We start from the raw sequence: 18886 nt of genomic DNA on the forward strand, positions 1-18886 counted from the left end.
TCAGCCCTGCGCGGGCCAGAGCCAGGCGGCGCCACGCACGCCGCTCGAGTCGCCGTGCCGCGCCGGGCGGATGGGCGTGGTGACGTCGGGGGAGAAGCACCAGGCGGCCAGCCGTTCCGGCAAGCGCTCATAAAGATGCGCCATGTTGGACAGGCCGCCGCCCAGCACGATGACGTCCGGGTCCAGCAGGTTGACCACGCCGGCCAGTCCGCGCGCCAGCCGGTCGACGTGGCGGTCCAGGGCCGCCCGCGCCGGACCGTCGCCGGCCGCGGCCAGGGCCGCCACCTCCACCGCCGGCAGGACGCGGCCGGTGGCGCGGGTGTGGTCGTCGGCCAGTCCTGGACCGGACAGCCAGGTCTCCAGGCAGCCCTGGTGGCCGCAGTAACAGGCGGGGCCTGGCCGCTCATCCTCCCTGCCGTGCGCCCCGGGCGGCTGCGGCCAGGGCAGGGGGCTGTGGCCCCATTCGCCAGCGGCGGCGTGCCGGCCGGTGATGATGCGCCCGTCCACCACCACGCCCCCGCCGCATCCGGTGCCCAGGATGGCGGCGAAGACGGTGCCGCAGCCGGCGCCGGCGCCGTCGGCGGCCTCCGACAGGGCCAGGCAGTTGGCGTCGTTCTGCAGCCGCACGGGCCGGCCTATGCTGGCCGTCAGGTCGCGGTCCAGGGGGTGGCCGTTCAGCCAGGTCGAATTGGCGTTCTTCACCAGGCCGGTCAGGGCCGACAGCGCGCCAGGTATGCCCACGCCCACGCTGGCGGGGACCGGCGAATTGACCACACCGTCCAGCCAGGCGACCAGCCCCGCCACGGCGGCCAAGGTCGCGCCGTAATCGTCGCGGGGAGCGGAAATGCGGCGCCGGGCCAACTCCTCGCCCCGGTCGCCCAGGGCCAGCCCTTCGATTTTCGTGCCGCCCAGGTCGATGCCGATACGGGCCATGGCGTTTTCCTCATTTTTGTCGGCGGCACGCTCATGGACGTCCCCGGGGTCTCGCGCTTATGGGCTATGTCGCGCGCCAACTCTTGCTCATGGTGGGCGCGCGGGGCTAAATGTACAAGATGTGGTGGAAGCGGGGGCCTGATCGCGGGCGTTCCTCCAGGCCTTGACCGGCTTGGAGGATGTCTTCATGGGGATGCGCCGCGCCGCCGCCACGATGCCGATCGTCCTTATACTGCTATGGATACCCGCGCCATGACGCGTGCCCGTTTGCTCGCCGCTCCCCTCCTGTCTTTCGCCCTGGCCGCCGCCATGAGTGGTCCAGCCTTCGCCGCCGACAAGACGACCCCGGTCAAGAAAGCCGCCGCCGCCAAGAAGGCGGCACCGGAGAAGGCCGCCAAGACGCCCCCGAAGGCGGCCAAGGTGTCCGGCCCCTGCTATTCCCCGGCGGAGTTCGACGCGGAGCAGGCCATCCGCTATCACACCCGCCTGATGGTCATCGGCCTGACCTGCCAGCAGCTGGGCGGCAATTACGAAGGGCTGTACGTGCGCTACAAGAAGTTCACGCTGGCGCACAGGACGCAGATCATCGCCTGGGAAGATTCGCTGATCGCCCATTACCGCAAGACCACCAAGGGCAATCCGAATCGCGCGCTGGACACCCTGCGTACCCATCTGGCCAATGAGATGTCGCAGCACATCGCGGCCGTTTCCACGGACATCTACTGCGCCCAGCATGTCGACCTGCTGGCCCAGGCGGAGTTGATGAGCGACGCCGACGTGGTGAAGACCATCAGCAACGACGCCGTGGTCCGGGTGTCTGAACTGCCGCGCTGCGATCTGCCGCCCCCGGTCATGGCCGCCGCCACCGCCGGCGACCGCATCACCGGCCCGACGCCGGCCGTCGCGGCCGCCCCAGCGAAGGACGCCGCCGGGGCGGCCAGCGGCGCATCGCACTGACGGCAACCCCGCAGGTCATAAGGCCCATGCCCGAATTTCCGGGTATGGGCCTAGGCGCCAGCCCAGGCGGGGGATGACAAAGGGCTGGTGACAAAGTAACGCTATGCCCATAAGCGTGGTGGAAATCGTAATGCCGGGGATTGTTTAATCCGCTCCGCAAGTCGGCGCCCCCCGAGGGAGACGCGCCCGATTAAAGGAGAACGGGTTATGCCCAATAGAATAGCTCTCCATGAGGCCACGGATATTGTGCCAGCCAGTGGTGAGCCTATTGAATTTCCGGCCGCCGGTGACCACGGGGCAAACGTTGCCGGCGCGGCCCGCCAGACCGGATCGGCGCTGCCCGATCCCACGGCGTATGTCATTGAAATCGACGAGGAAGCGGTGGGCCTGGTGACCGTGCACCCCGAGGGCATGGCGTTCCACGCGGTGCATATGCGGGCCCAGGTCCTGGACGGGCAAGTCTTCACCGACGCGGCGGCGGCCCGCGCTGCGGCAGAATCGGCATTTTACGGCCGTGAATGACATTGGGGCTAACTAAAGCCCTAAGACCGTGCAATATGCGAATGGCGGATGGGGCCTCCGCTACTTATGCAAACCGGGCCCCTTGAAAATCGCTGCCTCAGTTTAACCTTATTTCCATCCGATCAACGGCGTGTCCTGACGGGCCGAACGGCGTAGCTCACAAGGCTGGGTTGCTCACCGTACGGTGTTGAAGGATTGAATTAACTCAGGACGTTGTCTAACCCTGCCGATTGGCGGGACAATCAAAGGCGCCACGTCCTGGCGCGAAGGGTAGTCTCAATTCAACCGAGGGTTCCTTTGGGGAGACGTAACCCCTCGGTCAGAAGGAGGAGAAACGACGAATGAAACTCCGTCATTCATTACTGTGCGCGGTGTTCGCGCTCGGTCTGCCGGCCACCGCGCTGGCCCAGACCAACGAGGGTTACTACCTCGGTGCCCAGGCCGGTGTGAACTGGGCTGACAAGACCGACCTGAAGGGCCCGGTCTACACCGACAAGGCCGACTTCACGACCTCCCCGACCGGCCTGGTCGAGGGCGGCTACAAGTTCGGCAACGGCGTCCGCGTCGGTGCGGAAATCGGCTACGGCGGCAGCACCGTCGGCGACATCACCGGTGGCGGCCCGGGCCGCGCCGGCGGCGCTGGCGACCTGACCGCCCTGACCTTCATGGCCGTCACCTACTACGAGTTCAACGTCGACAGCCCGCTGCGTCCGTATGTCGGCGCCGGTATCGGTTTCGGCCGCTACAAGTTCGACGGCGTGGGCGACCTGTACACGCCGGGCCTGTCGGTGGAGACCTCCACCACCGCCTTCACCTACCAGCTGGCCGCCGGCGTCGCCTACGCGCTGAGCGACAACCTGGACTTCACCGTCGGCTACCGTTTCATGGGCACGCCGGACACCACCTACGAGCCGTCGAACGCTCCGAAGTTCAAGGCCGGCTACCAGAACCACTCGGTCCTGGTCGGCCTGCGCTACACCTTCGGCGCCCCGCCGGCTCCGGCGCCCAAGCCGACCCCGACCGTGGCTCCGCCGGCTCCTCCGCCCCCGCCGCCCCCGCCGCCCCCGCCGCCGGCCCCGTCCATTTCGCGGAACTTCACGGTGTTCTTCGACTGGGACAAGACGGACCTGTCGGCTGACGCCAAGACCGTGCTGGACAACGCCGCCAAGGACGCTGCCACCGGCCACATCACGAAGATCAACGTGACGGGCTACACCGACCGTTCCGGTTCGGACGCCTACAACCTGAAGCTCTCCATGCGCCGCGCCGAGGCTGTGAAGGCTTACCTGACGTCCAAGGGCGTCGGTGCCTCCATCGCCACCGACGGCAAGGGCGAGTCCGATCCGCTGGTCCCGACCGCGGACGGTGTGCGTGAGCCGTCCAACCGTCGCGCCGTCATCATTTTCCCCTGATCCGTTCGGGGGGACTGGTGACCGGGCCCGGGGGTGACCCTGGGCCCGGTCTCCCGGCCCGATGACGACGCCTTCCGATTTCGGCCTTCGGCTCCCGCCACAAGGCCGGAAGCGGACGATGAAATAAGAAAGGGGCGCCACCCGGCTGGGCGGCGCCCCTTTTCTTGTCGGTTGTTCCGTGGCGCTGAGACGATTTCCCCGGGTGGTCGGGGCGCCTTGCCGGCGGTGATACTTAACTCAACGGCCCGATGCCGCGCTGAATGGCCCAGACGGCGGCCTGCGTGCAATTCTGCGCGCCGATTTTGCGCATCACGTTCTTGAAGTGCATCTTCACCGTGGATTCGGTGATTTCCAGCCGGCGGGCGATGGATTTATTGGATTGCCCGGCCAGCAGGCAGCCCAGGATTTGAATCTCGCGCCGCGACAGGTCGGCCGTGGCCGCCACCAGGTCGGCCGGCGTGGGGCCCTGCGGCTGCTGCGCCTGTGCCACCAGGGCCGCGGCGCGAGGCGGAAACACGGCGTCGCCGGCCAGGATCAGTTCCAGCGCGTCGCGCAGGGTGGCGACGCCGGACGATTTGGACAAGTGGCCGTCCATGCCGGCGAACAGGCTGGCCTTCAGCACCGAATTGCTGGTGTCGGAGGTCAGGACCGCGATGCGGGTCTGGGGGGCGGCCGCCCGCAGGCGCCGCAATTCGCTGGCCACGCGCGGCGGGTCGATGCCCCAAGGGTCGACCATGATCAAATCAGGCGCCGCGATGTCCCGCAGCACCTTCATTGCTTCCTCCACCGAAGGGACGGGCGGTAACAGCTGGAAGCTATCCTCCCCCAGCAATGTACCCAGCGCCGCCCCGAACAACTGATCCTGGTCGATCAGAAGAACGCTGCGGCCTGTCATTGCCTATTCCCCCATTGTGATTGCGGTCTCCCCCACCGGAGACTGTTTATTAAAAATTTTATTAACATTGTCGCGGATACTCGTGAAATGTCGACGCTAACCTGTTAACGGCCGATTTGCCCCGTGGCCAGGTAATAGATCGCCAGTTCTATTGCGACAATCCTATGGGAAAGTGGCCCCGAACGCCATGTTTCTGTTGCGGCATGTCTGAAAACGGGTCACAGTCTGTCACATCGTGAGGTGGATCGTTTGGCCACCTGGGAAGATCGCACGTCGCCGAGGGGGTACCACGGCGGAAATGGGGTTCCCGGGGAAAAAAGGTTAGGCTGCCCCATTTTGGCCGTGTTCGGATGGTCATGATGGCGAAGGTGTCGCTAACCAGTCAGGGTCACGCGTTCATCGAAAGTGTCGGTCCGGGGGCCAAAGGTGCCGGAACCGGCGGACGATCGTCAGGGGACCTGCCACGCAGGCGCCCCATGCCGGATGAAGCGTTTTGGATGGCCTGGGCCGGAAGTGGCCGGACTCGAACGTGGGGTTTCAGATGATGAGCATGACCGCGCGTTTTCCCGGGACTGTCAGCAGTCTAGCCGAGGATGGTTTGGAAAACGGAATTGCCGGTGTGGGCGCTTCGCCCCGCCATCGCACTTTTCTTGTCGTGGATGGCCAGGCCCTGGTGCGCCGTGGCGCCGCCTTGATGTTGACCTCCCAGTTCCCGGGGGCGTCTGCGCTTGAGGCCGGCACCGTGGAGGAAGCGCTGGCGCAGGCCATGTCCGCGCCGGGGATCGATCTCGTCCTGCTGGACCTGGACAGCCTGTCCGGCAGCCGGGTCGAGGCGATCGCCCAGCTGACGTCCGCCCTGGGCTCCGTGCCCGTGGTGGCGGTGTCCGCCGTGCAGGAGGGCGATGAGGTCATCGCCTCCATCCGCGCCGGCGCCCGTGCCTATGTGCTGAAGACCGGCCCCACAGAGGTGCTGGAACGCACGCTGACCCTAATCCTGTCGGGGGAGAATTACGTGGCCATGCCGCGCCAGGCGCTGACCGCCGCCTTGGCGGGGGTGCGTGGCGCCTCGGGTCCCGCCATGGGCCAGGCGCCCGCCGGCCGCGAGGCCGCGCTGGCCGACCGCTTGACGGAGCGCCAGCAGGATATCTTCCGCCTGATCCTGGCCGGCTGCTCCAACAAGGAAATCGCCCGCGAACTCGGCGTGCTGGAAGGCACGGTCAAGGTTCATGTCCGCGCGGTGATGCAGAAGCTGGGCGCCAAGAACCGCACGCAGGTGGCCGTTGCCGCCGCGCGCAGTGGCTTCGGCAGCATGGCCTTCATGGCCGGCACGCTGACCAACTGAGACATCGACGGTATGGTTCCGGCCCCACGGGGACCGGTGCACGGTGCAGGGGCCTTCGGGCCCCTGTTGCCGTTTTAGGGGCACGCACCGCGTGCTCGCGCGCTGCGGAAGAAAGATAACAAAGATAACAGAGCATTCCACGGCAGGAGCGTTGGCTCATGCCGGTGTAGGACGAGACTGCGTCCGCCGGAGCTTCGCGGACAGCGTGGCGAAGTGTGGAACGAGGACGCGCCAGGCCGGTGGATGCCGGCCCCCGCGTCCGAGGGAGACTCAATAATCAATCAAACAGCGCGTCGATGTCCGCTTGGGAGATGGTCTGGCCGCCGTCCTTGACGGGGCCGTGCAACTCCAGACCCTCGTCATGCTTATGGATGGACGGGGGCAGGGGCATGGTTTCGAACTCCTTGGTGTTCCAGACCGACATCATGGCCTCGACCCGCTCTTCGATGAAGCTCAGGGCCTGGACCACCTTGGTGATTCGCTGGCCGGTGAGGTCCTGGAAATTGCAGGCTTCGAAAATGCGCAGGGTGACTTCGTTCAGGTCCTTGAGGCGGGAGTTCTGGTAGCCCTCCGGCAACTGCGAGCGGACCTCGTTGGCGATGTCATCGATCTCTTCCGCCGCCTGGATGATGCTGTTGGTGGCGGCCTCGGTGGAGGCGACGACGGCGGTCAGCTGCTGGCTCGCCTCCATGAAGGTGTCGTCCTTGGCCAGCGGGTGGCGCAGCGCCGCCATCTCCAGCTTGGTCGCCTTGATGCGGCCGGCGATGTCGGCGATCTCCACATGGATCGCCTCGATCTGGGTGTGGTCGGTGTTCAGGAAGCGGTCCAGCTTCTGGCCCAGGTGCTGGATGGCCTCCATCACCTCCGACGTGTCCAGGCGAATCTCCTGCGCCGGGGTCAGGGGGGCCAGGGCGGCCGGGTTCAGCGGGGTGGCCGACAGCGACAGGGCGTCAACGGTGCCGGGTTGGTCCTGCGCCCGCCGCTGCCGTTGAATTTCCGCCATGAAAGGCCGCTGACCGTTCTGCGCCATCCGCTCGATCCCTTTTCCCCGTCGCATCACTGATGCCGCTCACAGCGAACCTAACCGAAAGGCTATGCCCTTAGGCGGTACTTTCGCCGGCGACCCATTCAACATGGGCGATACCCTGGGCGAAGCCAAGGGCCTCATGAAGGGACGGCAACATTTGCCGCAAAGTTTCATCCAATTGCCAAGGCGGGTTGACCAAAATCATGCCGGAGCCGTTCAGGCGGTCCACGCGGGCGTCATCGTTCCAGGTCAATTCGGCCGCCAGGATCCTCGGGATGCCGCTGTCCTCCAGCCGTTGGTGCAGGCGCCAACCGGTGGCGCGGTCCTTGATGGGGTACCATAGGGCGTAGATGCCGGTGGGCCAGCGGCCGTGGGCCAGGGCCAGGCCGGCAACCAGGCGGTCGAAATCGTCCGCCGCTTCGAAGGGGGGGTCGATTAGCACCAGGCCGCGCTTTTCCTTGGGCGGCAGGTGGGCCTTCAGCGCCGTCCAGCCGTCCATGTGGTGCACCGCCACCTGCCGATCACCCCGAAACACCCCCTTCAGGGTCCGCGCGTCCTCCGGGTGCAGTTCCGCCAGGATCAGGCGATCATTTTCCCGCAGGAAGGTGCGTGCCAGACAGGGGGAGCCGGGATAGTTGGTGATGGCGCCCAAAGGCTGCCCGGGGGCCCGGCCAGCGGCGATGCGCACGGCGTCCAGGTAGGGGGCCAGCGCCTCCGCCGCGGGCGCGCTCAGGGCGCCCGCCTCGGCGACCTGCAGCAGCCGCTGTATGCCCAGGGCGGCCTCACTCGTGCGAGTGGCCTCGTCCCCCGTCAGATCATAGCGGCCGATGCCTGCATGGGTGTCCAGCACGGCGAAGGGGGTGGTCTTGGCAGTCAGCCGGGTCATCAGCAGCGCCAGGATGGCATGCTTCATGACATCAGCCGGATTGCCGGCATGGAAAGCGTGGCGGTAGTTCATGGGGGCGGAGCATGCCAGCAAAACACGGCCAGCGACAATCGCCGCTGTCGCGACCCAGAAAAGCGAAAGGCCGCCCGGCGGGGCGGCCTGTTCAGCGGAGCGATGGGATGGGGCGGGATCAGCCCACCGGTTCGGTCGTGGCGCTCTCGTAGACGCGGCGGGTGCGCGGGGTCACGGCCGTGCTTTCCTCGTCACTGCAGCCGTTGCCATCGATCAGCGAGGCGTTGACGGAGTTCAGGCTGACCAGATTGCTGCGCACCTTGCAGGCATAGGCGTGCGCGGTCTTGCCGCTGCCGCCGTTGTAACGGGCGACGGCGGCGGCCCAACTGCCGGCGGTGGCGCGCAGGCGGGCCAGCATGCGGGCCGCGTATTGGACGTTTTCCTTGGGATCGACGATCTTTTCCACCGGGTGGAACGCGGCCTTGTGGTCGGACAGCGACAGCTGCATGCAGCCGGCGGTCACGTTCTGGCGCAGGTTACCCTTGGGATCGCGCAGGTATTTGGCGGCGGCCGTCGGCGTCGACACGAAATGGGCGGTGCCCTTCACGTTGACGGCGTAGGCCTCCGACGAAATGGACTGGCCACTTTCCACCAGGGCCACGGCCAGCAGCAGGCCGGAGGGCACCCCCGCTTCCTTTTCAGCCTGCAGGATGTGATCCAGGCAAGCGGCGTGGGCGGCGGGCGCCACAGTGAGAACGCCCAGGCTGAGGAACAGCCCGGCGATGGCGGTCTTGAAGAAGCGGACGGTGGAGATGTGGCTGCCTGCGAACTCGGATTCGGACTCCCGGCCTAGAAGGGCGTCGCTCCGGCGGCGCGCGATCTGCATGAGAGTCCTCCATCTATCGTCACTGGCGTCGACGACCTCGCGTCGCGACATCCATCTGGCGTCTGTGCTGGTTCCCCAAAGCACATCCCCGCTCGCGGGCGGGGTATTCCATCAGATCACCGATACTCAGTGCGGTGACCGCTCCCTAACCGAATGGGTCGAACTGCCGCTGCCGTCTGTCCGTAAGGCCTATATCCATGCAACGGCCGCATAGCAATTACAGACAAAACGCAGCAGGTCAATAAAAAATATGACCGGAGTGTGGCAACGGCGCCACGCTACGCCCCTGTCAGCGGGGGCACCATGCCCCATGCCGGCCGGGATTCCAAGCCCTTAGCGTGCGTCATGTTGCCCCCGTGTGAACTGCGGCACCCGCTACGAATAGCGCGACGGCCCCGGTTGCCCCCCAGGAATGGAGGGGCCATAAGGGGCTCTCAAACCCCGTTCCCTGGAACCCGAGTCCGACCATGACCTCCGACAGCGTTGCCGATTATGAACAGCGGATGGCCCAGGCCTATGACGCCCTGGACGCGGGGGATGAGGCGGTGGCGGAGACGGCGCTGACGGCGGCCGTGGCCCTGTTGCCCGAGGCCGCGGAGGCGCGGGGTGCCTTGGGCGCGCTGCTTCGCCGCCAGGGCCGGTTCACCGCCGCCGCCGCCCAGTTCGCCGCGGCGGCCGGAGCGGAGCCTGAGCGGACGTCCTGGGCGCTGGGGCAGGCGGCCTGCCTGGCCGATGCCGGCGACAATGAGGCCGCCTGGGGCTTGGTGGCGTCCGCGCTGGCGCGCCGGGCCGATGACGCCGCGGGGCACCGCCTGGCCGCCCGGCTGCAACTGGCGCGGGGGGAGACGGCGGCGGCGCTGGTCCACGCGCGTGAGGCCCGTTTCCTGGCGCCGCATGACCTGGAGGGGGCCGCCGAAGTGGGGCAGGTGCTGGTGGACGCCGGCGACCCGCTGGCGGCGGCGGAGATGCTGGAGCCGCTGCTGGCCCATGCCCACCCCGCCGACCCCGCCCGCGCGATGGCGCTGGTGCTGCAGGGCCGCGCCTGGGCCGCCCTGGCGGAAGGTGGGAAGGCGGCGCGCTGCTGGCGCCGGGCGCTGGAAGCCGATCCGGACGACCTTGGCGGTGCCGCCCGCCTGCTGGCGGCCCTGGAGGCGGCGACGGCCGCGGGCGGTGCCGACCTGACGCCCACCTATGTAAAGGCGCTGTTCGACCGCTACGCCGACCGTTTCGACACCGACCTGACGCGGAAGCTGCGCTACCAGGCGCCGCGATTGCTGCGCCAAGCGCTGGACGCCGTGGGGGTGGGCGCGGACCTGGACATCCTGGACATCGGCTGCGGCACGGGCCTGGGGGGCGTGGAGGTCAAGCCGCTGGCCCGGTTCCTGGCCGGCGTCGACCTGTCGCCGCGCATGGTGGAGCATGCCCGCGCCCGTGGTCTGTATGACCGGTTGTGGGACGCCGACCTGATGCGCGCCCTGGCGGAGGCGCCGGGTACCTGGGATTTGGTGCTGGCGGCCGACGTGCTGGTCTACCTGGGCGATCTGGCGCCGGTGTTCCAGGCGGCGGCCATGGCGCTGAAGCCCGGCGGCCGCTTCGCCGCCACGGTGGAGCGCTGGACGGGCGAGGGTCCCTATGCCCTGCGCGAAAGCCGCCGCTACGCCCATGCGCGGGAGCATCTGCTGGCGGCGGCCGGGGCGGCGGGCCTGGCGGTCGAGCATTTGGCCTCGGTGGCGCCGCGCTGGGAGAAAAACCGGCCGGTGGACGGCCTGCTGTTCATCCTACGCAAAGGGCCCTGATGCGAGTGGCATTCGATCGTGACAGTTCAAATGCGCCTCCCGTGCCGGACCCAGCATCGCTAAAGGGCATGAAACCCTGTCCCGTGCCCTCTTGGTCCGGTCAGAGCAGCAAGGCCAGCAGGAGGGGCACCAGCAGGGCGGTGATGAGGCCGTTCAGGGCCATGGCGATGCCGGCGAAGCTGCCGGCCAGGGGGCTCATGGTGTAGGAGATGGCTGTGCCCACGCCGTGGGCGGCCATGCCCATGGACAGGCCCTTGGCCCGGTCGTCGCGGATCTTCAGCCAGCGCAGCAGCAAGGGGCCGAACACCGCGCCGATGATGCCGGTCACCATGACCATGGCGGCGGTCAGCGACGGGATGCCGCCGATGCTTTCCGAAATGCCCATGGCGATGGGGGTGGTGACCGACTTGGGCGCCAGCGACAGCACGGTTTCCCGATCCGCTCCCAGCACATGGGCGACGAAGACGGCCGAGGCGGCGGCGGTGATGGAGCCCGCGACCATGGCGATGGCCAGAGGCAGGGCGCCCCGGCGCACGTCGGCACGGTGGCGCCACAGCGGTACGGCCAGGGCCACCGTCGCGGGGCCCAGCAGGAAATGGATGAACTGCGCGCCATTGAAATAAGTGGGATAGGGCGTGTCCGTGACCACCAGCAGGATGACCAGGAACAGCGCCGCCAGCGCCACCGGGTTGGCGAAGGGGTTGCGGTTGGTGCGGGTGTAGATCCGCACACCGACCAGGTAGGCCACCAGTGTCGCCGCCAGCCACAGCAGCGGGCTGGCCGACAGGTAGACCCAGATGTCGCCCAGGCCCTTTTTGCTCATCATGGGGCACCCCCCGTGCCGGTGGTGGCGCCTTTCTCCGTATCGGTATCGAAAGGATCATGGCTGGCGGCCACGTCTGTCGGCACCGGGCCCTTGCCGCCGAAGCGCCTGTCGGCCCACAGGAAAGCATAGGCGGTGACGGCTATGGTCAGGACGGAACTGGCGAACAGCGCCAGCACGATGGCCGGCCCCTGGGCCATGAAGCGCTGGCCATGCTGCACGATGCCCACGGCCGCCGGCACGAACAGCAGCGACAGGTTGCTGAGAATGACGTCGGCGGTGGTGCCCATGGTCTGGGTCGGGCCGCCGCGCCAGGCGAACCAGGCGACCAGCAGCAGCAGGCCCAGCACGGGCCCCGGGACGGGCAGGCGCAGGCCATGCACCACGATTTCCCCGATGAGCTGGCAGACCACCAGCATGGCAAGGGCGCCGACCATGGCGAACTCCGTCATGTGAGGCGGCCCCCGGCGGCGGAAAGCCTTGGGACGCCTGACGCGGTGGGTTTGGTGGATGTGGATTATCGCGACGCCAAGCTGACCCTGCGCGCCACCGGGGTCAACCGGCATGGGCGCAGGCGTGGCCCGCGATTTCTACCGGCCGTCGCCGATATCGGGGCCAGTATCGGCAAAACCCGCCGGCAGGACGGCCGGCCGCGCCTCTTGCGTCGTCAGTTCCAGGCCCCGGGCGCCCAGCCGCGCCTCCAGCCAGCGGCCATCCGTGGCCAGGGTGGGCAGCAGGCGGCAGGCTTCCTCCGTCGCTGGCGGCGCGCCGGGACGCAGGTGCACAATCTCCATGGCGGCGGCATCGCGGAGGCGGTCCAGCGCCGGTCTCAGGGTCTCCCCGGCGCCGCTGCCGGGACGCAAGCGGGCCAGGTGGGCGCGCCAGCCGGTGATGGGGGCGCGGGGGCCGCGTGTCAGCACCAAAGCCGCGCGGCAGCCGCGCAACCGGTCCAGCCGCTCCGTCAGCATATCCGGGTCGGCGGCGGCATCCAACGCCAGCACGCCCAGGCGGTTCAGCGTCAGGCCCTGCACCAGGTCGTTAGCGCCGGCCCAGGCGTTTTCCGCCTTGTCCTCCGCCCCCAACCCTTGGGCCAGCAGGCGGTGCAGGGCGCGGGGCCCGGCCGCCTTGCCATGGTGCGTCCCCGGGCCGGTCCAGGCCGCCAGGTGGGGCACGCTGGCCATCAGGGCGCGGCGTTCCGCCTGGGCGGGGCCGGCCAGCGTGCCGTTCGGCGCCAGGCCGAGCGGCACCACGCCACTGAGCACGAACAGGTGGAAGGGCTGCACCCGGTGGCGGGAAAGCAGGGCCGACCAGGCGGAAGGGCCAGAGGTCGAAGCGCCAGAGGATGAAGAGGCAAACGGGGCGTCGCCGCCAACATCGGCCAGCGCCACGCGTGGCGGCACCGCCATGCCGGGCACGGCGAAGGACCAGGGCGTGCCGAGGTCCAGGAAGCCATAGTCCGCCCGCCCATCCTGCGCGCCCCGGGGTACGGCGAAGTCGTAACGCCAGGCGGCGCCCTTGCCCTCGGGCAGTTTGCCCAGCCAGCGGGGCGGCACGGGCAGGCCCACGCCGGCCACCGTCAGATCCGGCGGCTCTTCCTCACCGTCCGTGACGATCACGGCGCTGACGCGCCAGCGGTCGCCCTGGCCGCCCCGGGCCAGCAGCAAGGGCCCCAGCAGCAGCGCGGGCTGGGCGGGCCGTCGGGGAGTGGAGGCGCGGCGTTTCATGGCGGCGGACCATGGACGACAGGGCCCGGCCGGCGCAAGGGTGTAGCGGCCCGTCTATGCCTTATGCCGTCCCGTCACCTGGGTGATCGTCCCCCAGATGATCCAGGACCCGTTGGTAGAGGCTGCGGCGGGCCAGCGCGTCCTCCAGCCGGTCGAGGGCGGCAGTCACGGCCTGCGCCTCGGCATCCAGGTCCAGCGCCGCCGCCTCCAGCGCCCGCCACAGCGGGCGCAGCCGTTCCACCAGCGCCACCCCCGCCGGGGTCAGGGCCAGGCGCCGGCGGCGCGCATCGTCCGGATCGGCGGTGGTCTGGGCCAGGCCCGCCTTCTCCAGTGAGGCGCGCGTCTGACTGACGGAGACGTGGGTGATGCGCAGGCGGCTGGCCAACTCCCCCACCGTCAGGGGGCCATTCAGCACCAGCTGGTTCAGCACGCCGAACCAGCGCTGCTCGAACGTGACGCCCAGGGTGTCGTAGGTACGGGTGGCGTCGCCGTCTATCGTCTCCGACAGGCGCCGCAAGCGGGCGCCCAGCGCCGCCCCGCCCAGGCGGCGGGAATAATCCTCCGGCGATGTGATCTCATCGGATGGCGGCACGGCGACAGGTTCCTTGACAGATATGTAGGTGCCTACTGATTATAGGAGCACCGGACCGGGATGTCCAGAATCAGGGTAGGGGAAGATATGGAACTGACGCGCCGTCATGTGATTGCCGCTGGGGCCGGGGTCCTGATGGCACGCAGGGCATGGGCCCAAACCCCTGCCCACCTGGACCACGACATCCGCATCACCTTGGCCCAGGCCGGCATTCCTGGTGCCGCGGTGGGCTACGCCCAGGAGGGGCGGGTACGATTTGTGCGCGGCTACGGCTATGCCGACGTGGCCCGCCGCCGGCCGGTGACGCCGGACACGGTGTTCGCCATCGCCTCCATCACCAAGACCATCACGGCGGCGGCCATCCTGCGCCTGGCGGGGCAGAGGCGCTTGCGGCTGGACGATCCGGTGGCGGCCCATCTCGACTTTCCCGTCGTCAACCCGCACCACCCCGGCGCGGTCATCACCGTGCGCCACCTGCTGACCCACACCTCCGGCATCTCGGACGAAAAGTACTACGCGGTGAATTTCCTGCACCGGGGCGGCGACACGCCGCTGGCCTTGCGCGACATGCTGGTCGGCTATCTGGTGCCGGGCGGCACCTATTATGATGCGGACGGCTGTTACGCCGCCGCGGCACCGGGAGAGGCCTGGGACTATTGCAATGTCGGCTTCGCCCTGCTGGGCTATGTCGCCGGCCGCGTCGGCGGCTTTGACGCCCGCATGGCCATCCGCCAGTTCCTGATGGCGCCCCTGGGCATGCGCCACAGCTATTGGACCTTGGGCGAGGTGCCACCCGCCCTGGCCGCCACGCCCTATGAGGATGGGAAGCCCGTGCCCACCATGGGTTTCCCCGACTGGTCGGCCGGCATGCTGCAATCCTCCGCCGCCGACTTCACCCGCTACATCGCCGCCTGCGCCAACGATGGCGCGGCGGAGGGCGCGCGCGTGCTGCCGGCCGGCACGATGGCGCGGATGCTGACGCGCCAGCCGGCGCCGAACCTGCCCGGCTGGCTGACGGGCCAGGGCCTGGGCTGGATGATGGGGCCGCTGGACGGCATGGACCGATGGGAGCATTGGGGCGGGGCGGAAGGCATCTTCACCGTGGCCTATCTGGACCCCGACCGCCGCCAGGGTGTCACCATCCTGACCAACGCCACCGCGACGGACGCCGCCAAGGCTGCGGTGAAGCGGGTGGCGGCGCGTTTGCTGCGGGAGGGACCGGATTTATAAGGGGTGATCCTGTGCGTCTGGCGCCACGCTGCGTTGCGTCGCGGCATGTCACGGAATCCTTGGCTTTTGTCAGCCACCCCCGTATGGTCCGCCTCGCCTGAGTGGCCGAGGGGCCCCCTGGCGCATGGTTATGGTCGTCTCCGCTTTCCAGGGGGCGACGCCAGCGCCGCTTCCATAGCCCCGCTTCTTTCGGGGTTGTGATCGCCGGATGGGTCCGGCTTTCCACACGTTCCGACGTTGCGCCGCTCTTTCGTTGGCTGGTGCCGCCTGCCGTTCATTCGGCGGGCGCGGTGCCGGCTTGTTTGTTCGCGTGCCTTTCCCGGGCGGGAGGGGCGCGGCGCTGTTTTGCTATGTGAAGGAAAGTCCCTTGGATTTGCCCGTTGCCGCCAATACCGAAGTGACCGAAACCGAAATTCTCGACGCCGTCGAGCTGGACGCCGCCAATGACGGCCGCGCCACTTTCGCCGACCTGGGCTTGGCCCCCGCCCTGACCAAGGCGCTGGAAGAAGTCGGCTACCAATACCCCACCCCCATCCAGGAGCGGGCCATCCCCGTCGCCCTGGCTGGCCGCGACCTGATCGCGTCCGCCAACACCGGCACCGGCAAGACCGCGGCCTTCGTGCTGCCGGCGCTGCACCGCATGGCCACCACCCCGCGCCCGCTGAGCGCCGAGGGCCTGCAGACCTTTGGGCCCCGCCTGCTGGTGCTGACCCCCACGCGTGAGCTGGCGACCCAGGTGATGGACGCCGTCCGCGGCTATTCCAAGTACAGCCGCATCCACACCCTGGCCATCCTGGGCGGCATGCCCTACCGCCAGCAGCTGGAGATGCTGCGCCGCCGGGTCGACCTGGTGGTCGCCACCCCCGGCCGCCTGATCGACCATCTGGAGCGTGGCCGCCTGGACCTCTCCACCGTCGAGATGCTGGTGCTGGACGAGGCCGACCGCATGCTGGACATGGGCTTCCTGGAGCCCGTGGAGATGATCGCCAACGCCTGCCCGGAAAACCGCCAGACCCTGCTGTTCACCGCCACGGTGGACAAGGCCATGGTGCGCCTGGCCGGCAACCTGCTGAAGAACCCGGAGCGCGTTGATGTCGCCGGCGGCAGCGTCAACGTCAGCGCCATCGAGCAGCGCTTCCTGCGGGCCGATGGCCTGGAGCATAAGGAAAAGCTGCTGGCCCACCTGGTGGCCGACCCGTCCATGAACAAGGGCATCGTCTTCGCCGCCACCAAGCGCGACGCCGACCGCCTGGCCGACAGCCTGTCGGAAATGGGCTACGCCGCCGCTCCGCTGCACGGTGACATGCGCCAGCAGGAGCGTAACCGCACCGTCCAGGCCCTGCGCAACGGCCGTGTCCGCCTGCTGGTGGCCACCGACGTGGCCGCCCGCGGCATCGACGTGCCGGACGTGACCCATGTCATCAACTTCGACCTGCCGCGCCAGGCCGAGGATTACGTGCACCGCATCGGCCGCACCGGCCGCGCCGGCAACACCGGCAACGCCTTCAGCCTGTACACCCGTCATGAGTGGGGCCTGGTGCGCGGCATCGAAGGTTACACCCAGACCCGCGCCGTTGAGCATGTCATCCCGGGCCTGGAGCCGCGTGAGCTGCCCAAGCGCCCGGCCGGCGGCCCCGGCGGCGCCCCCGGTGGCCGTCCGCGCAAGTCGTTCGGCGGCCATGGTGGCGGCTTCAAGCAAGGCGGCTTCAAGCAGGGCGGCTTCGGTGGCGACCGGAAGCCGGATGGCTTCCGCGCCGAGGGACCCCGGGGCGAAGGCCCGCGCGGTGAGCGCGGCGACCGCCCGGAAGGCGGCTTCAAGAAGTTTGGCGGCCCCCGCCCTGATGGCCAGCACCGCGGCGAAGGCCATCGGCAGGACCGCCCGGCCCGCGTCCACGGCGCCGGTCACGGTGGCGGCAACGGCGGCGGCTACCACCCGCTGGACGGTGCCAAGCCGGCCCGCGATGGCGCCCGCAAGCACGGCAACGGCCCGCGCCCGGCTCGGGTGCAGGGTGACGGCGGGACGGGGGGCTTGCGCCGTCCGCGTTCTTCCGCCAATTAAGTCCCGCGTTTGATGACGGGGCCGTCCGCACCGGACGGCCCCGTTTTCGCCTTTGCAAGCCTATAGCCAGTACCAGGTCCCATGAGCGCGCTCCCCCAGGAAGTCCATAACCGTCGGACGTTCGCGATCATCGCGCACCCCGACGCCGGCAAGACCACGCTGACGGAAAAGCTGCTGCTGTTCGGCGGCGCCATCCAGATGGCCGGCGCGGTGAAGGCGCGCGGCGAGCAGCGGCGCGCCCGGTCGGACTGGATGAAGGTGGAGCGGGAGCGCGGCATCTCCGTCACCGCGTCGGTGATGAACTTCGACTACGCCGACCGCACCTTCAACCTGGTGGACACGCCGGGCCACGAAGACTTTTCCGAAGACACCTACCGCACGCTGACGGCCGTCGACAGCGCGGTCATGGTCATCGACGCCGCCAAGGGCATCGAGGCCCAGACCCGCAAGCTGTTCGAGGTTTGCCGCCTGCGCAACGTGCCCATCATCACCTTCGTCAACAAGATGGACCGCGAGGCCCGCGACCCCTTCGACCTGATGGACGAGGTGGAGCGCGACCTGCAGCTGGAGGTGACGCCCGGTTCCTGGCCCATCGGTTCCGGCCCCGACTTCCGTGGCTGCTATGACCTGATCCGCGACCGGCTGGTGCTGCTGGACCGCCGCCAGGGCGACGTCGCCAGCGAGGGCATCCAGTGCGACGGCCTGGACGATCCCAAGCTGGACGAGCTGCTGCCTGCCGACCAGGTGGCCAAGCTGCGCGAGGACGTGGCCATGGTGCGGGAACTGTGCCCGCCCTTCGACCTGGAAACCTATCGCGAAGGCCACCAGACCCCGGTGTTCTTCGGCAGCGCCATCAATAACTTCGGCGTGCGCGAGCTGCTGCTGGGCCTCGCGGCCTACGCGCCGTCGCCCCGGCCGCAGCAGGCCGACAGCCGCACGGTGCAGCCGGAGGAGCCCAAGGTCACCGGCTTCGTGTTCAAGGTCCAGGCCAACATGGACCCCAACCACCGCGACCGTATCGCCTTCTTCCGCCTGTGCTCCGGCCATTTCCGCCGGGGCGTGAAGCTGAAGCACATGCGCTCGGGCAAGCTGCTGGCGGTGAACAACGCCGTGCTGTTCCTGGCCCGTGACCGGGAACTAGCGGAAGACGCCTACCCCGGCGACATCATCGGCATTCCCAACCACGGCACGCTGCGCATCGGCGATACGCTGACCGAGGGTGAGGATCTGCGCTACACCGGCGTGCCCAGCTTCGCGCCGGAACTGCTGCAGCGCGTGAAGCTGGACGACCCCATGAAGATGAAGCACCTGCGCAAGGCGCTGGAGCACTTCGCGGAGGAGGGCGCCAGCCAGGTGTTCAAGCCGCTGATCGGCGCCGACTGGGTGGTGGGCGTGGTCGGCCCGCTGCAGTTCGAGGTGCTGGCCGCCCGCATCGACGCCGAATACGACATCAAGGCCAAGTTCGAATCATGCGGTTATGATTCGGCCCGCTGGATCGAATGCGATGATCCGGTGGTGCTGAAGTCCTTCCTGGACAGCAACCGCTCCGCCCTGGCGGAGGATCACGACGGGGCCCTGGTCTTCCTGGCGCGCAACGGCTGGCAGCTGAACCGCGCGCAGGAGGATTATCCCAAGATCCGCTTCCAGAAGACCCGCGAGCAGAACCGCGCCGTCACCACCTCCGCCCTGGGCTGACCGGGGCTGCCCAGGCATCCCGACGCGTGAGGGACGAAGCCCTTATGCGGAAAGGACGAAATGGCGCATCCGCCGGATGGCGCGGTGACAGGGGC

At 68.6% G+C, this 18886-nt stretch carries 17 protein-coding genes; 8 read left to right on the plus strand and 9 right to left on the minus strand.

The genetic code is table 11. The annotated features are described in order from the left end of the window. Complete coding sequence (locus tag UAA55_RS21995; RefSeq protein ID WP_322955398.1) at positions 1-933, minus strand: ROK family protein; 933 nt, start codon at positions 931-933, stop codon at positions 1-3. A gap of 252 nt (positions 934-1185) precedes the next feature. On the opposite strand from UAA55_RS21995, the gene UAA55_RS22000 reads away from it, so the two are divergent. The 3 genes from UAA55_RS22000 to UAA55_RS22010 all read left to right on the plus strand — a co-directional run bounded on the left by UAA55_RS22000 (position 1186) and on the right by UAA55_RS22010 (position 3824). After that, positions 1186-1890, plus strand: coding sequence for a hypothetical protein (locus UAA55_RS22000; RefSeq protein WP_322955400.1), 705 nt, complete (start codon positions 1186-1188; stop codon positions 1888-1890). Between the two features lie 207 nt (positions 1891-2097). Continuing rightward, positions 2098-2412 (plus strand): hypothetical protein, encoded by a 315-nt coding sequence (locus UAA55_RS22005; RefSeq protein WP_322955402.1) that lies wholly within the window; start codon positions 2098-2100, stop codon positions 2410-2412. Between the two features lie 341 nt (positions 2413-2753). After that, positions 2754-3824, plus strand: coding sequence for an OmpA family protein (locus UAA55_RS22010; RefSeq protein ID WP_145609635.1), 1071 nt, complete (start codon positions 2754-2756; stop codon positions 3822-3824). Between the two features lie 232 nt (positions 3825-4056). Here UAA55_RS22010 and UAA55_RS22015 read toward each other — a convergent pair whose 3' ends face one another. After that, on the minus strand, positions 4057-4719 hold the full coding sequence (locus tag UAA55_RS22015; RefSeq protein WP_322955404.1) for a response regulator transcription factor: 663 nt from the start codon (positions 4717-4719) through the stop codon (positions 4057-4059). A 619-nt stretch (positions 4720-5338) separates the two neighbouring features. Here UAA55_RS22015 and UAA55_RS22020 point away from each other — a divergent pair. Further along, entirely contained in the window at positions 5339-6061 is a 723-nt protein-coding gene (locus tag UAA55_RS22020) for a response regulator transcription factor (RefSeq protein ID WP_322955406.1), read from the plus strand. Positions 6062-6338: 277 nt separating this feature from the next. On the opposite strand, the gene UAA55_RS22025 is transcribed toward UAA55_RS22020, so the two are convergent. From UAA55_RS22025 to UAA55_RS22035, 3 genes are all read right to left on the minus strand, one after another. After that, complete coding sequence (locus UAA55_RS22025; RefSeq protein ID WP_322955408.1) at positions 6339-7091, minus strand: hypothetical protein; 753 nt, start codon at positions 7089-7091, stop codon at positions 6339-6341. Between the two features lie 70 nt (positions 7092-7161). Further along, entirely contained in the window at positions 7162-8046 is an 885-nt protein-coding gene (locus UAA55_RS22030; protein WP_322955409.1) for a 23S rRNA (adenine(2030)-N(6))-methyltransferase RlmJ, read from the minus strand. Positions 8047-8164: 118 nt separating this feature from the next. Continuing rightward, a complete protein-coding gene (locus UAA55_RS22035; RefSeq protein WP_322955411.1) occupies positions 8165-8872 on the minus strand; it encodes a transglycosylase SLT domain-containing protein in 708 nt (235 codons plus the stop codon). Between the two features lie 467 nt (positions 8873-9339). Between UAA55_RS22035 and UAA55_RS22040 the strand changes: the two genes are divergently transcribed. After that, entirely contained in the window at positions 9340-10668 is a 1329-nt protein-coding gene (locus UAA55_RS22040; protein ID WP_322955413.1) for a methyltransferase, read from the plus strand. A 100-nt stretch (positions 10669-10768) separates the two neighbouring features. On the opposite strand, the gene UAA55_RS22045 is transcribed toward UAA55_RS22040, so the two are convergent. The 4 genes from UAA55_RS22045 to UAA55_RS22060 form a co-directional block, all read right to left on the minus strand. Further along, positions 10769-11494 carry an LrgB family protein gene (locus tag UAA55_RS22045; RefSeq protein WP_322955415.1) on the minus strand — a complete coding sequence of 242 codons (726 nt, stop codon included), beginning with the start codon at positions 11492-11494 and terminating at the stop codon, positions 10769-10771. Further along, positions 11491-11943 (minus strand): CidA/LrgA family protein, encoded by a 453-nt coding sequence (locus tag UAA55_RS22050; RefSeq protein ID WP_322955417.1) that lies wholly within the window; start codon positions 11941-11943, stop codon positions 11491-11493. The genes UAA55_RS22045 and UAA55_RS22050 overlap by 4 nt, the downstream gene beginning before the upstream one ends. Before the next feature lie 138 nt (positions 11944-12081). Next, entirely contained in the window at positions 12082-13215 is a 1134-nt protein-coding gene (locus tag UAA55_RS22055; protein ID WP_322955419.1) for a hypothetical protein, read from the minus strand. A 61-nt stretch (positions 13216-13276) separates the two neighbouring features. Further along, complete coding sequence (locus UAA55_RS22060; RefSeq protein ID WP_322955423.1) at positions 13277-13807, minus strand: MarR family winged helix-turn-helix transcriptional regulator; 531 nt, start codon at positions 13805-13807, stop codon at positions 13277-13279. A gap of 135 nt (positions 13808-13942) precedes the next feature. Between UAA55_RS22060 and UAA55_RS22065 the strand changes: the two genes are divergently transcribed. The 3 genes from UAA55_RS22065 (at position 13943) to UAA55_RS22075 (ending at position 18791) form a co-directional block, all read left to right on the plus strand. Next, entirely contained in the window at positions 13943-15037 is a 1095-nt protein-coding gene (locus UAA55_RS22065; RefSeq protein ID WP_322955425.1) for a serine hydrolase domain-containing protein, read from the plus strand. Between the two features lie 367 nt (positions 15038-15404). Continuing rightward, positions 15405-17096 carry a DEAD/DEAH box helicase gene (locus tag UAA55_RS22070; RefSeq protein WP_322955427.1) on the plus strand — a complete coding sequence of 564 codons (1692 nt, stop codon included), beginning with the start codon at positions 15405-15407 and terminating at the stop codon, positions 17094-17096. 81 nt (positions 17097-17177) lie between these two features. After that, positions 17178-18791, plus strand: a complete 1614-nt coding sequence (locus UAA55_RS22075) for a peptide chain release factor 3 (RefSeq protein ID WP_322955429.1) — start codon at positions 17178-17180, stop codon at positions 18789-18791. The last annotated feature ends 95 nt before the right edge of the window (positions 18792-18886 follow it).

The sequence above is a fragment of the Nitrospirillum guanabarense genome, from assembly GCF_034653355.1.
Classification (GTDB): Bacteria; Pseudomonadota; Alphaproteobacteria; order Azospirillales; family Azospirillaceae; genus Nitrospirillum.

Coding starts and splice junctions, on each gene's coding strand:
- UAA55_RS21995 (WP_322955398.1), bottom strand. CDS start 933: ATGGCCCGTATCGGCATCGACCTGGGCGGCACGAAAATCGAAGGGCTG.
- UAA55_RS22045 (WP_322955415.1), bottom strand. CDS start 11,494: ATGATGAGCAAAAAGGGCCTGGGCGACATCTGGGTCTACCTGTCGGCC.
- UAA55_RS22015 (WP_322955404.1), bottom strand. CDS start 4,719: ATGACAGGCCGCAGCGTTCTTCTGATCGACCAGGATCAGTTGTTCGGG.
- UAA55_RS22055 (WP_322955419.1), bottom strand. CDS start 13,215: ATGAAACGCCGCGCCTCCACTCCCCGACGGCCCGCCCAGCCCGCGCTG.
- UAA55_RS22025 (WP_322955408.1), bottom strand. CDS start 7,091: ATGGCGCAGAACGGTCAGCGGCCTTTCATGGCGGAAATTCAACGGCAG.
- UAA55_RS22000 (WP_322955400.1), top strand. CDS start 1,186: ATGACGCGTGCCCGTTTGCTCGCCGCTCCCCTCCTGTCTTTCGCCCTG.
- UAA55_RS22065 (WP_322955425.1), top strand. CDS start 13,943: ATGGCACGCAGGGCATGGGCCCAAACCCCTGCCCACCTGGACCACGAC.
- UAA55_RS22050 (WP_322955417.1), bottom strand. CDS start 11,943: ATGACGGAGTTCGCCATGGTCGGCGCCCTTGCCATGCTGGTGGTCTGC.
- UAA55_RS22005 (WP_322955402.1), top strand. CDS start 2,098: ATGCCCAATAGAATAGCTCTCCATGAGGCCACGGATATTGTGCCAGCC.
- UAA55_RS22075 (WP_322955429.1), top strand. CDS start 17,178: ATGAGCGCGCTCCCCCAGGAAGTCCATAACCGTCGGACGTTCGCGATC.
- UAA55_RS22010 (WP_145609635.1), top strand. CDS start 2,754: ATGAAACTCCGTCATTCATTACTGTGCGCGGTGTTCGCGCTCGGTCTG.
- UAA55_RS22035 (WP_322955411.1), bottom strand. CDS start 8,872: ATGCAGATCGCGCGCCGCCGGAGCGACGCCCTTCTAGGCCGGGAGTCC.
- UAA55_RS22030 (WP_322955409.1), bottom strand. CDS start 8,046: ATGAACTACCGCCACGCTTTCCATGCCGGCAATCCGGCTGATGTCATG.
- UAA55_RS22040 (WP_322955413.1), top strand. CDS start 9,340: ATGACCTCCGACAGCGTTGCCGATTATGAACAGCGGATGGCCCAGGCC.